Consider the following 11,945-nt stretch of genomic DNA (forward strand, 5'->3'; position numbering starts at 1 on the left):
TGGGAAGTGGGGCGCTGTATGGCGCGGCCATGAAACTCAGCGACTTTGATTTCCACCTGCCCGAAGACCGGATTGCCACACGACCTGCCAGCCCGCGCTCGTCCGCGCGACTGTTGGTAGCCAATGGCGATGCGGTATCGGATGCACATGTGTTCGATCTGCCGGACTGGCTGCAACCTGGCGACCGGCTGGTGCTGAACGACACACGCGTCATCCCTGCGCGCCTGATTGGTCGCCGACGTCGCAACAGCGCCCAGGGGCCGGTTTCGGCGGCGATCGAGGCGACCCTGTTGGACCCACAGGCCGACGGCACTTGGGCGGCGCTGATCAAACCGTTGAAAAAGGTCAAGCTGGGCGAAGAGATCACGTTTTCCGATGACCTCAGCGCCACGCTGGACCGGGTCGAAGACGGGCAGGCCTATCTGCGGTTCAACCTGACGGGTGAGGATTTCGACACCGCGCTGGAACAGGCGGGGGCAATGCCACTGCCTCCGTACATTGCCGCCAAGCGCCCGGCGGACGAACAAGACAAGACCGATTATCAGACGATTTGGGCGCGCAACTCGGGTGCCGTCGCAGCCCCTACTGCGTCGTTGCATTTCGATCAGGCACTGATGCAGGCGCTTGCAGCCCGCGGCGTCACCATCAGCCATGTGACCTTGCATGTGGGGGCGGGGACCTTCCTGCCGGTCAAGGTCGAAGATGTAACCACCCACAAGATGCACGCCGAATGGGGCAAGGTCAGCGCCGCGGCCGTCGAAGAAATCCGCGCTACCAAAGCCGCCGGAGGGCGGGTGATACCTGTGGGCACCACCGCGCTGCGCCTGATCGAAAGCGCCGCACGGTCCGGGCAGATCGAGCCGTGGGAGGGTGATACTGATATCTTCATCTATCCCGGTTTTGAATTCCACGTCACCGACGCGTTGATGACCAACTTCCATCTGCCGAAATCCACGCTGCTGATGCTGGTTTCGGCACTGATGGGGCAGGACCGGATGCGTGATGTCTACGCGCATGCGATTGAACAGAAATATCGTTTCTTTTCCTACGGAGACGCGTCGCTTTTGATCCCATAAGGGGCGCGTTGTTGGGATCGTCTACCTGCAATGTCGTAGACAAGCGCGATCAGAGCCGTTTTTCATATAAGAACGAATCCAGAGTTCAGGTCGGCATTTTTCGGAGGCCCCAATGATTCAGGTCCTGTCCAGCGCGTGGGCGCTTCTTCTTGGTATGGGCTTGCTAATGGTCGGCAACGGCCTGCAAGGCACGATCCTGGGAGTTCGGGGCGAGATCGAGGGCTTTTCGACCCTTGAGATGTCGTTCGTAATGTCAGCGTATTTTATGGGTTTTCTGGGCGGTTCGCGCCTTGCACCGGAAATGATCCGAAGGGTCGGACACGTTCGGGTGTTTGCTGCACTGGCGTCTTTCATTTCGGCCGTCATGATCCTTTACCCGTTGATGACCAATCCGTTTGTCTGGATTCTGGGTCGCTTCGTAATTGGGTTCTGCTTTTCCGGCGTGTATGTCACCGCCGAAAGCTGGCTGAACAATGCGGCCAGCAATGAAAATCGTGGTCAGGCCTTGTCGCTGTACATGATCTTCCAGATGACTGGCATCATCACTGCCCAAGGGTTGGTCTTGTTGGGGGACCCAGCTGGTTTCGACACTTTTGTTGTCGCATCTATTTTGGTTTCGATTTCTTTTGCTCCCATTCTTTTGTCAATTTCACCAACACCAGCATTCGATACTACCAAACCGATGACACTGCGCGAGCTTTTCAAAAGCTCACCTTTGGGCTGCGTCGGCATGTTCCTGTTGGGTGGTGTGTTCTCGGCTCAGTTCGGTATGGCGTCGGTCTACGGTGCCCGCGCAGGCCTGACTCTGGTTGAAATTTCGACCTTTATTGCTGCGTTCTATATCGGTGCCTTGGTGCTTCAATACCCGTTGGGCTGGATGTCGGATCGCATGGATCGGCGCTTCCTGATCATGTTGGTTGCAGGAGTGGGGACGTGTGCAGCATTGGCGGGCATGTTGTTCGGAGTCACTTTTCCAATCCTGCTGGGCGCGGCCTTCGTGATCGGAGGCATGTCGAACCCGCTGTATTCGCTGTTGATTGCCCACGCGAACGATTTTCTGGATCATGAAGATATGGCCGCAGCCTCGGGTGGTTTGCTGTTCATCAACGGTCTTGGCGCGATTGCCGGCCCGCTGATCACCGGCTGGCTGATGGGGGACAGCGTCTTTGGCCCGCAGGGGTTCTTCCTGTTCATCGCCGCGTTGCTTGCGACGATGGCTGTTTATGCGCTGTACCGAATGACGCAGCGTGCGGCGATCCCGGTGGATGAGACCGGCACCATGTCTCCTGTCTACGCGACAGCCTCGCCAGTTGCGGTCGAAGTGGCGCAAGAGGTTGCCATTGAAGCCGCCGAAGCCGAGGCCGAAACGCAAGATGTTGCCTAAGACACAAGAATATGTCGCGAATGTTGCAATTTTTTACTGTTACAATCCTGAAAAACATCCTTAAATGACCTTACGTCCCTGGGGAGGGCAACACGACGGAGTTAGGGCAATGGTAGGGCCTGAAGAAGTATTGAGTTATTGGTTAGATGAGATTGGTCCCAAAGGTTGGTATCTACAGGACGATGCCTTGGACGCAGACATTCGCGAACGGTTTTTGACCACCTGGGAAGCCGCGAATGAAGGCAAATTCTCTCTTTGGTTGACGTATCCTAGTGGGTCACTGGCCTACATCATTTTGATGGACCAGTTCCCGCGCAACATGTTCCGCGGTAGCGCCAAGGCTTTCGCGTCAGATCGCGCCGCATTGTCGGCCGCGAAATGTGCGGTGGACAAGGGGTGGGATCTCAAGATCGACGAACCAGCGCGGCAGTTCTTTTACCTGCCGATGATGCATTCGGAAAATCTGTGTGATCAGGAACGCTGTGTCCGTTTGATGTGCCAGAACATGAGTGACAGCGATAAAAGCAATCTGCTGCACGCACGAGCACATCGTGAGGTGATACGCAAATTTGGGCGTTTCCCTTATCGGAACGAAGCACTGGACCGTCCGATGACCGAACACGAAGCCGCCTATGTCGACATGGGTGGATATGGTTCGACGGTACGCGAATTGCAGGCGTCCCTCTAGGACTGCGGCACGCAACCTCGAATGGCAATAATTCGGTCGGCGACCACGTCGGCCGATTTCTCTATGGCGGAATTGATCAGCTTGTCCGGAGAGTCGGTCAACTCGGCAATGCTGGCTTGCGCGCCTTGCATTCTTTGTTCCAGATTATCCAGTTTTACCAGCGCCGTGGATATCCGCAGTTTTTCGGCAATATCTGTGACTGAGCCGCTTGATTGCACCTCGGCAAGATCATTGCGTAGCGCCGCAAGTTCCCCCCGAACGCCGAGAATTTCGTCCTTCAAGGGCGCGATAATCTGGACTTTTTCCGAGAAGACCGTGGTGACGCCCTCGACTGTCGATGCCAGTTTCCAACCTAGAAATAAGCAAAGCGCCACGAGGATGAGTGTCGCGTTGAGCAATGCAAGCAGCAGATCTTTAAGTGTTTTGGCCATGGTAAGCCTCTCGAATGATTTGCGTTTATGAAATGGCGGGCGAACCCGACATCTATGTTCTAGCCATTGAAGGATGCCCGGTATAGGCTGAAAACCGCATAAACTGATACCGATGATCCCACGTCGTATTTGTCGCGGGAATGGTGTGTTGATGCGTTTCGGAAATTAGTTTAATGGTAAACTAAATTTTCAACCGTCCTGCGCCGAGAGGGAAACATGGCTGCACAATCTTTTGATCTGATCGTAATCGGCGCTGGTCCGGGCGGCTATGTCGCTGCCATTCGTGCGGCGCAGCTGGGCCTGAAAACGGCCGTGGTTGAACGTGAGCATCTGGGCGGCATCTGCCTGAACTGGGGATGTATCCCTACCAAGGCACTGCTACGTTCGTCCGAAGTGTTTCACCTGATGGAGCGCGCCAAGGATTTCGGCCTCAAGGCGGACAAGGTCGGATACGATCTTGATGCTGTCGTTAAACGCTCGCGCGGTGTGGCGGCGCAGCTTTCAGGCGGCATCGGTCACTTGCTGAAAAAGAACAAAGTCACCGTGGTGATGGGGCAAGCGACGATTCCTTCTAAGGGCAAAGTCTCGGTCAAAACCGAGAAAGGAACCGAAGAGCTGACGGCCAAAAACATCGTACTGGCCACCGGCGCACGAGCGCGTGAATTGCCGGGGCTTGAAGCTGATGGCGATCTGGTCTGGACCTATAAGCACGCGCTGCAACCGCCGCGGATGCCCAAGAAACTTCTGGTCATCGGCTCGGGCGCGATTGGTATCGAATTCGCCAGCTTCTACAACACGTTGGGCGCTGACACGACCGTTGTCGAAGTGATGGACCGCGTGCTGCCGGTGGAAGATGCCGAGATCAGCGGGCTGGCCAAGAAAGCCTTTACCAAGCAAGGCATGACCATCATGGAAAAAGCGATGGTCAAGCAGCTGGATCGGGCCAAGGGCAAGGTCACGGCGCATATCGAAGTGAAGGGTAAGGTCGAAAAGCACGATTTCGATACCGTGATCTCTGCCGTGGGGATCGTCGGGAATGTCGAAGACCTTGGGCTTGAGGCTTTGGGCGTGAAAATCGACCGCACCCATGTTGTAACGGATGAGTTCTGCCGCACCGGAGTTGACGGTCTCTATGCGATTGGTGACATCGCGGGCGCACCGTGGCTGGCGCACAAGGCAAGCCACGAAGGCGTCATGGTCGCCGAACTGATCGCAGGCAAACACGCGCATCCCGTAAAGCCCGAAAGCATCGCCGGCTGCACCTATTGTCAGCCGCAAGTGGCTTCAGTCGGATACTCCGAGGCAAAAGCCAAAGAGTTGGGTTACGACATCAAAGTCGGTCGTTTCCCCTTTATCGGAAATGGCAAGGCCATTGCGCTGGGTGAACCCGAAGGTCTGATCAAAACAGTATTTGACGCCAAAACCGGCGAATTACTGGGGGCCCACATGATCGGTGCCGAGGTGACCGAGCTGATTCAGGGCTATGTGGTTGGTCGTCAGTTGGAAACCACGGAAGAAGACCTGATGAACACGGTCTTCCCGCATCCGACACTCTCAGAGATGATGCATGAAAGCGTTCTGGACGCTTATGGAAAGGTCATCCACATGTAATCTACGGTGGGTGGGGACTTTGCCCCCCGCCGCCCGTTCCGGGCGACTCCCCCGAGATATTTATAGCCAGATGAAGCAAGGGATCCTTAACTTCATCTGGCCGAAAACACCTCGGAGCGCGAGGCAGAGCTTCGCATGGACTCATCAGCGCGTCAGCGCGTCCAGAATGCGAGCCCAGGACCGGATGCCTTTGTGAAAGCTTTTCACGTCGTATTTTTCGTTCGGCGAGTGAATTGCATCGTCATCGTTGGCAAAGCCAACCAGCATCGAATCCAACCCAAGTTCAGTGTTGAAATAACCGACGACGGGGATCGAACCACCCATCCCGGTGAACACGGCTTCGCGCCCCCATTCGTCCGACAGGGCGCCGCGGGCGGCTTCGAACTCGGGGCGGTCCAGATTCATAACCGAAGCGGGGGACCCTTCTAGATCGTTGTCCCAGTCGACCTTGGCGTCGGGCGACAGACGCTCTTGCACATGTTTGCGGATTTTGGTGCGCAAAGCGTCAGGGTCCATGTCACCGACCAGACGGCAGGTGATCTTGCAATGTGCCTGCGACGGGATCACGGTTTTCGAGCCTGCACCATTGTAACCGCCCCACAACCCGTTAACCTCAAGCGTAGGGCGCGCCCATTGCTGTTCCAGCGTCGAATACCCTTTTTCGCCATGGGGTTGCGAATAGCCGACCGAGCTTAGGTACTCGACCTCGTCAAACCCACAGTTTTGCCACTGGCGCAGTTGCTCGGCGGGCACTTCGTGAACGCCTTCATAGAACCCCTCGACCGCAACACGGCCGGTTTCGTCGTCATAGAACGAGGCGATGATCTTGGACAATTCCCGCAGGGGGTTCAGGCCGGGGCCGCCGTAATGGCCCGAATGCAGATCGATGCGGGGGCCAGTGATAGTGAATTCATCCTTGAGCATGCCGCGCAGTTGCGAGGAAATTGACGGTACGCCGCGAGATACCATCGAAGTGTCGCACACCAGTGCCAAGTCAGCTTTCAGCTCGGCCACGTTTTCCCGCAGGAAAGGCACCAGGGACGGCGATCCTGATTCTTCTTCACCCTCGAAGAAAAAGGTGATGCGGCAGGGCAGGGAGCCATTGACGGCCTTCCAGGCCCGGCAAGCTTCGACAAAGGTCATTAGCTGGCCTTTGTCATCTGACGACCCGCGCCCACGAATGACAGGGCCGTTGTCGGTGTCTTCAATGGCGGGATCGAACGGGTCGCGTTTCCACAGCTCAAGCGGATCAACGGGTTGCACGTCGTAGTGCCCGTAAAACAGAACATGCGGTGCGTTGCTGTCCTCTCCGATATGGCCGACGACCATGGGGTGGCCGGTGGTTTCACGCTTTTCCGCTGCGATGCCAATACTTTGTAGGTCAGCGACCAACCAGTCTGCGGCCTGATCTACCTGCGCACTATACGCAGGGTCGGTTGAGATGGATGGGATGCGCAGCAACTCCATCAAGCGGTCGATTGAGGTTTGCAGATCAGTGTCGATGCGGTTCAGAACGGCGTCCAGCGACATGGGGTTCTCCTGCTTTCAAGATTTGGCAGAACCTATCAGCGCAATCGGCGCCGTCCAGTGCGCTTTGGCGGGAATATGATATAATATCGGAAACTCCGAGTGGCGCCTGCGTCGTTTCCTCGCGCCCGATGGCCGTAACTTTACTTGTCGATGCGAGTGCGAGGGGATATTTGATGCAAATCAAATGTGTGATCCCAATGTTGTCTATACGTACGGGGCACAAGGGAACGCATTGGCGTATAATCGGATTCGTCCGGTGAGAGCGTCAGAAATTTTGTCCGACTACAAATGCAATGGGTCGGGCATGTAAGGAGATACCGGTGGACTATACTGCTCAGCTCGATACAGCGATTGCCAAGCTGCATGATGAAGGACGTTACCGGACCTTCATCGACATCGAACGTCGCAATGGTCATTTCCCGCATGCGGTGCGGACCCGCCCGGACGGGTCGCAGCAGAATATCACTGTGTGGTGCGGCAATGACTATCTGGGCATGGGCCAGCACCCGGTTGTTCTGAACGCAATGCACGAAGCCGTTGACGCCGCCGGCGCCGGTTCGGGCGGGACCCGCAATATCTCGGGGACGACCGTCTACCACAAAAAGCTTGAGGCCGAGCTGGCCGATCTGCATGGCAAAGAGGCCGCGCTGCTGTTCACCAGTGCTTATATCGCCAATGACGCGACGCTCAGCACTTTGCCAAAACTGTTCCCCGGCCTGATCATCTATTCGGACGAGTTGAACCATGCCTCGATGATCGAGGGCGTGCGCCGCAATGGTGGGGCCAAGCGTATCTTCCGTCACAACGATGTTGCCCATCTGCGCGAATTGCTTGAGGCCGACGATCCCAAAGCACCCAAACTGATTGCGTTTGAATCCGTTTATTCGATGGACGGCGATTTTGGTCCGATAGAAGAGATTTGTGATCTGGCCGATGAGTTTGGTGCGCTGACCTATATCGACGAGGTCCACGCAGTTGGCATGTACGGCCCGCGCGGTGGCGGCGTGACTGAGCGCGATGGCCTGGCGCATCGCATCGACATTATCAACGGAACCCTTGCCAAAGCCTTTGGCGTAATGGGCGGTTATATCGCCGCCAGCGAGAAAATGTGCGATGCCGTGCGTTCTTATGCACCGGGCTTCATCTTCACCACCTCGTTGCCGCCTGCAGTGGCCGCAGGGGCAGCGGCCTCGGTCGCTTTCCTGAAAACGGCGAGCGATCTGCGTGAGCAGCATCAGACACAGGCCAAGATCCTTAAGCTGCGGCTCAAGGGGCTGGGCATGCCATTGATCGATCACGGTACACATATCGTGCCGGTGATTGTTGGAAATCCGATACACACCAAGATCCTCAGCGACCGGCTGCTTGATGATCATGGTATCTATGTTCAACCGATCAATTTCCCCACTGTCCCGCGCGGAACCGAGCGTCTGCGCTTTACCCCATCTCCGGTACATGGGCCTGACGAAATGAACCGTTTGGTACAGGCGATGGACGAACTTTGGTCACATTGTGCGCTAAATCGCGCCGAACTTGCCGGTTAACCTCACGCTAAAGTGTGCAACGCGTTTGCCGCGTGTTAAGCTTAGGCTAACAAAAGTATCGGACGAATCGTTAATGGGATGATTCGCCGTTAGCGCGAAACGCGCGCAGGCAGAATGGGGCAGCAGGGATGATTGGGCGCAGATCTCAGCGCGATTCCAAGGACGAAGCCGACGTCAGGCCAAAGGGTTTTGACGATTACGAAGTGCGGCTTGGTGACAGGATGCGCGGCGAACGGGCAACGATGGGTAAGTCCCTGTTGGATGTTCAGCGCGAACTGCGGATCAAAGCCAACTACATAGCTGCAATCGAAGACGCCGATCCTGACGCGTTCGACACACCCGGCTTCATTGCCGGGTATGTGCGTTCTTATGCCCGGTATCTGGGGATGAACCCGGATGAGACTTTTGCCGCCTTCTGTAAGGAAAGCGGGTTCGAGGTTGCGCATGGCATGTCGGCCGAGGCTTCGGTTGTTCGCAAGCCCACGGGCGCGGTTCCGGCGCGCGGTCCGATGGGGCGTGATCCGTTTACCTCGCCCAACACGCCATACATTCCCGGTCGCGAATCCCTTGTCAGCCAGATTGAACCGCGGGCTATCGGCTCGTCACTGGTTCTGGTCGCAGTGATCTGCGGCATTGGCTATGGCGGCTGGTCGGTGCTGAACAAGATTCAGCAGGTACAGGTAAGCCCAGTCGAACAGGCCCCGGTGGTTCTTTCCGATCTCGATCCGTTGGATGCGGCGCGCGACAGTGCCGAAACTGAAGTTGCCGTTGCGGCCACCCCCAGCGCCGAGGCGTTGGACCGTCTGTATCGCCCACAGGCGCTGGACGTTCCTGTTCTGGTCGCCCGTGATGCTCCGATCTCTACCTTGGACCCGCGCACTGTGGGCACCTTCCTGCCACAGGAATTGCCGAAGGTTGAGGTCGCCGAGGTCCACACTGTCGAACGCCCGGCCTTGCCGCAGGTGGTCGAGCAGATCGACACCACCTTGAAAATTGTCGCCGTGAAACCAGCCTGGATGCGGGTCACCGCAGCTGATGGAAGCGTAATCTTCGAAGGCACCCTTGGCACGGTTGAACAAGGTAATGTGTTCGAGGTTCCGCTGACGGAAGAGCCGCCTCAACTGCGAGCGGGTGCTTCGGGTTCGGTGTTCTTTTCGATGAACGGCGAACATTACGGACCGGCGGGCGCGCCGGGGACCGTCGCTAAAGGCGTTGTTCTGTCCAAGGACGCGGTTGCCGAAACCTATGCGGTTGCCGATCTTGAGGCTGATCAGAACAGCGCGCTGAAACAATTGGTGGCTGAACTTCAGGCACAGGTTTCAGAAGACCCCGCCGAGTGATCTAGCCATTGCGGTGTCCTGGCAGGCGGACTATCTAAAGACGCAACTTAGGTTGTCTTGGACCCGTCCTCATGTCGCTCAATCACGTTCGCCCGTGGCGCAATATCTACCGCCGCAAGTCCCGTCAGATCATGGTTGGGGATGTTGCTGTCGGTGGTGACGCACCCATTGCCGTTCAGACGATGACCAACACGCTGACAACCGATGTTGCGGCGACCGTGGCACAGGTGCAAGCCGCTGCCGAGGCCGGTGCCGATATCGTACGTGTGTCTGTCCCGGATGAGGCGTCATCAAAAGCCCTGAAAGAGATCGTACGCGAAAGCCCGGTGCCGATCGTCGCTGACATTCATTTCCATTATCGCCGTGGGATTGAGGCTGCCGAGGCTGGTGCTGCCTGTTTGCGGATCAATCCGGGCAATATCGGTGACGAAAAGCGCGTGAAAGAGGTCATCAAGGCGGCGCGCGACCACAATTGCTCGATCCGGATTGGCGTGAATGCGGGCAGTCTGGAAAAGCACCTGCTTGAGAAATATGGCGAGCCTTGCCCCGAAGCGATGGTCGAAAGCGGGCTGGAGCATATCCGCATCCTGCAGGACAACGATTTCCACGAATTCAAGATCAGTGTGAAGGCCAGCGACGTATTCCTATCCGCCGCTGCCTACCAGGGTATTGCCGAGGCCACCGACGCCCCCATTCACCTAGGGATCACTGAGGCCGGAGGGCTGGTGTCCGGCACCATCAAATCGGCCATCGGGCTGGGTAACCTTTTGTGGATGGGTATTGGCGACACAATCCGTGTCAGCCTGTCTGCCGACCCGGTCGAAGAGGTGAAGGTGGGTTATGAGATCCTGAAATCTCTGGGCCTTCGCCATCGCGGTGTGAACATCATCTCATGCCCGTCCTGCGCGCGGCAGGGGTTCGACGTGATCAAGACGGTCGAGGCGCTTGAGCAGCGGCTGGAACACATCAAGACCCCGATGAGCCTGTCCATTATCGGCTGCGTGGTCAACGGCCCGGGTGAGGCCTTGATGACCGATGTCGGCTTTACCGGCGGTGGGGCTGGGTCGGGTATGGTCTATCTGGCGGGCAAGGCCAGCCACAAGATGTCCAACGACCAGATGATCGACCACATCGTTGAAGAGGTCGAAAAGAAGGCAGCCGAGCTGGATGCCGCGCAGGAAGCGGCAGAATAACTTAAACTCGGGTGGGCAGTTTTAGATCGCAGGCATCTGCTGTGTTGCACAGTGAATCCCGCCGCCAGATTGCCCTAATACGTCCACGTTCAGGGCAACGACCTCGCGCCCAGGATAGTGGCGAGCAATTGCATCTTGCGCTAGTAGATCGATTTCAATATCGCCAAACTCAGGCATGATCACACCATTATTGCACACATAATAGTTCACATAAGACGCGACGAAATCCAGGTCTCTGATGCGCGGTGAATGGGGCTCTGGGATCACCTCGATTTGCAGTCCTTCGACGGCCAATCGGTCATGTGTATCCAGTGCAGCCAGATGAAATGGGTCCCGCATGTCGGGCTCATCGGGCAGGTTCATCAAAACGCGCCCCGGCCCCGTGAAACGAGCCAAAGAGTCGATATGGTAGTCGGTGATATCTTCGCCCCATACCCCCTCGGACCAGATCATGCGATCTGCTCCGTAGGCGGCCAACAAGCGCGTTTCGATCTGGTCCCGCGATAGGCCGGGATTGCGGTTCTTGTTCACCCACGAGCTTTCATGCGCCATGAGCAGCCCGTGCCCGTCCTGTTCAACCCCTCCAGCCTCGCCTTGTAAACCGCTTGGCAGCAGGGGCAGGTCCAAGTGTTCCGCTACGCGACCAGCGATGCGCGCGTCATGCGTATGGACTTGCTTCTTGCCCCAACCATTGAATTGAATCTGACGGATCGCCAACTGACCGCCGTCATTAACGACGAATACCGGCCCAGAGTCGCGACACCAAAGATCTTCGGTCGGAATGTCCCAGAGTTCGATGGCTGGCGAGAGCTTTCGCTTTGCCGATGCATGCTCAGCCGCAGAAGCCAGCATGACCACGGGCTCAAATGCGGATATGGCGTTGGCTATGTCGGCGATGGCCTGTTGCGTGTCTTCCAGATGGGCTGCATCCCAATACACCCGTCGGCTGCTAGGCCATTGCATAAAGGTGCGCTGATGGCGGGTTTCCTCGGCGGGCACAAAATAGCCCAAGTCCGGTTGCGATGCAGAGTGATTGGACCAACCCATCAATCCCAGCGCCCCTCCGGTCAGGATCAAATGCCTTCTGTTCATGGCAATCTTATATCGGTTCCCGGACGTTAAAGCACGTCATCGTTTCATGGCCCGAA

General features: G+C 57.0%; 10 protein-coding genes. 7 read left to right on the plus strand and 3 right to left on the minus strand.

What is annotated here, in order from left to right:
• The first annotated feature begins 29 nt into the window (after nucleotides 1-29).
• From queA to ACR0AJ_RS06685, 3 genes are all read left to right on the plus strand, one after another.
• Nucleotides 30-1,076: a tRNA preQ1(34) S-adenosylmethionine ribosyltransferase-isomerase QueA gene (queA, locus tag ACR0AJ_RS06675; protein WP_170349427.1), complete on the plus strand. Its 1,047-nt coding sequence runs from the start codon at nucleotides 30-32 to the stop codon at nucleotides 1,074-1,076.
• A gap of 112 nt (nucleotides 1,077-1,188) precedes the next feature.
• A complete protein-coding gene (locus tag ACR0AJ_RS06680) occupies nucleotides 1,189-2,460 on the plus strand; it encodes an MFS transporter (RefSeq protein WP_170349031.1) in 1,272 nt (423 codons plus the stop codon).
• A gap of 109 nt (nucleotides 2,461-2,569) precedes the next feature.
• Nucleotides 2,570-3,148 carry a DUF924 family protein gene (locus ACR0AJ_RS06685; RefSeq protein WP_170358939.1) on the plus strand — a complete coding sequence of 193 codons (579 nt, stop codon included), beginning with the start codon at nucleotides 2,570-2,572 and terminating at the stop codon, nucleotides 3,146-3,148.
• Here the strand turns inward: ACR0AJ_RS06685 and ACR0AJ_RS06690 are convergent.
• On the minus strand, nucleotides 3,145-3,579 hold the full coding sequence (locus ACR0AJ_RS06690) for a hypothetical protein (protein WP_170349029.1): 435 nt from the start codon (nucleotides 3,577-3,579) through the stop codon (nucleotides 3,145-3,147). The two genes, ACR0AJ_RS06685 and ACR0AJ_RS06690, sit on opposite strands and share 4 nt — an antisense overlap.
• A gap of 216 nt (nucleotides 3,580-3,795) precedes the next feature.
• Here ACR0AJ_RS06690 and lpdA point away from each other — a divergent pair, with 216 nt between their 5' ends.
• Nucleotides 3,796-5,190, plus strand: coding sequence for a dihydrolipoyl dehydrogenase (lpdA, locus tag ACR0AJ_RS06695; protein WP_170410206.1), 1,395 nt, complete (start codon nucleotides 3,796-3,798; stop codon nucleotides 5,188-5,190).
• Nucleotides 5,191-5,334: 144 nt separating this feature from the next.
• Here lpdA and ACR0AJ_RS06700 read toward each other — a convergent pair whose 3' ends face one another.
• Nucleotides 5,335-6,720, minus strand: a complete 1,386-nt coding sequence (locus ACR0AJ_RS06700; protein WP_480740412.1) for a M20/M25/M40 family metallo-hydrolase — start codon at nucleotides 6,718-6,720, stop codon at nucleotides 5,335-5,337.
• Between the two features lie 320 nt (nucleotides 6,721-7,040).
• On the opposite strand from ACR0AJ_RS06700, the gene hemA reads away from it, so the two are divergent.
• The 3 genes from hemA to ispG all read left to right on the plus strand — a co-directional run bounded on the left by hemA (nucleotide 7,041) and on the right by ispG (nucleotide 10,797).
• Nucleotides 7,041-8,264 carry a 5-aminolevulinate synthase gene (gene hemA / locus ACR0AJ_RS06705; RefSeq protein WP_480740413.1) on the plus strand — a complete coding sequence of 408 codons (1,224 nt, stop codon included), beginning with the start codon at nucleotides 7,041-7,043 and terminating at the stop codon, nucleotides 8,262-8,264.
• Nucleotides 8,265-8,392: 128 nt separating this feature from the next.
• Nucleotides 8,393-9,604, plus strand: coding sequence for a helix-turn-helix domain-containing protein (locus tag ACR0AJ_RS06710; protein WP_170349025.1), 1,212 nt, complete (start codon nucleotides 8,393-8,395; stop codon nucleotides 9,602-9,604).
• A 71-nt stretch (nucleotides 9,605-9,675) separates the two neighbouring features.
• Nucleotides 9,676-10,797 carry a flavodoxin-dependent (E)-4-hydroxy-3-methylbut-2-enyl-diphosphate synthase gene (ispG, locus tag ACR0AJ_RS06715; RefSeq protein ID WP_170358927.1) on the plus strand — a complete coding sequence of 374 codons (1,122 nt, stop codon included), beginning with the start codon at nucleotides 9,676-9,678 and terminating at the stop codon, nucleotides 10,795-10,797.
• Between the two features lie 21 nt (nucleotides 10,798-10,818).
• On the opposite strand, the gene ACR0AJ_RS06720 is transcribed toward ispG, so the two are convergent.
• The gene (locus ACR0AJ_RS06720) at nucleotides 10,819-11,889 is read right to left on the minus strand and encodes an agmatine deiminase family protein (protein ID WP_480740415.1); all 1,071 of its coding nucleotides are present in this window, start codon (nucleotides 11,887-11,889) and stop codon (nucleotides 10,819-10,821) included.
• Between the last annotated feature and the right edge of the window lie 56 nt (nucleotides 11,890-11,945).

Source organism: Ruegeria sp. CJ9, from assembly GCF_056536625.1.

Coding starts and splice junctions, on each gene's coding strand:
- queA (WP_170349427.1), top strand. CDS start 30: ATGAAACTCAGCGACTTTGATTTCCACCTGCCCGAAGACCGGATTGCC.
- ACR0AJ_RS06680 (WP_170349031.1), top strand. CDS start 1,189: ATGATTCAGGTCCTGTCCAGCGCGTGGGCGCTTCTTCTTGGTATGGGC.
- ACR0AJ_RS06685 (WP_170358939.1), top strand. CDS start 2,570: ATGGTAGGGCCTGAAGAAGTATTGAGTTATTGGTTAGATGAGATTGGT.
- ACR0AJ_RS06690 (WP_170349029.1), bottom strand. CDS start 3,579: ATGGCCAAAACACTTAAAGATCTGCTGCTTGCATTGCTCAACGCGACA.
- lpdA (WP_170410206.1), top strand. CDS start 3,796: ATGGCTGCACAATCTTTTGATCTGATCGTAATCGGCGCTGGTCCGGGC.
- ACR0AJ_RS06700 (WP_480740412.1), bottom strand. CDS start 6,720: ATGTCGCTGGACGCCGTTCTGAACCGCATCGACACTGATCTGCAAACC.
- ACR0AJ_RS06710 (WP_170349025.1), top strand. CDS start 8,393: ATGATTGGGCGCAGATCTCAGCGCGATTCCAAGGACGAAGCCGACGTC.
- ispG (WP_170358927.1), top strand. CDS start 9,676: ATGTCGCTCAATCACGTTCGCCCGTGGCGCAATATCTACCGCCGCAAG.
- ACR0AJ_RS06720 (WP_480740415.1), bottom strand. CDS start 11,889: ATGAACAGAAGGCATTTGATCCTGACCGGAGGGGCGCTGGGATTGATG.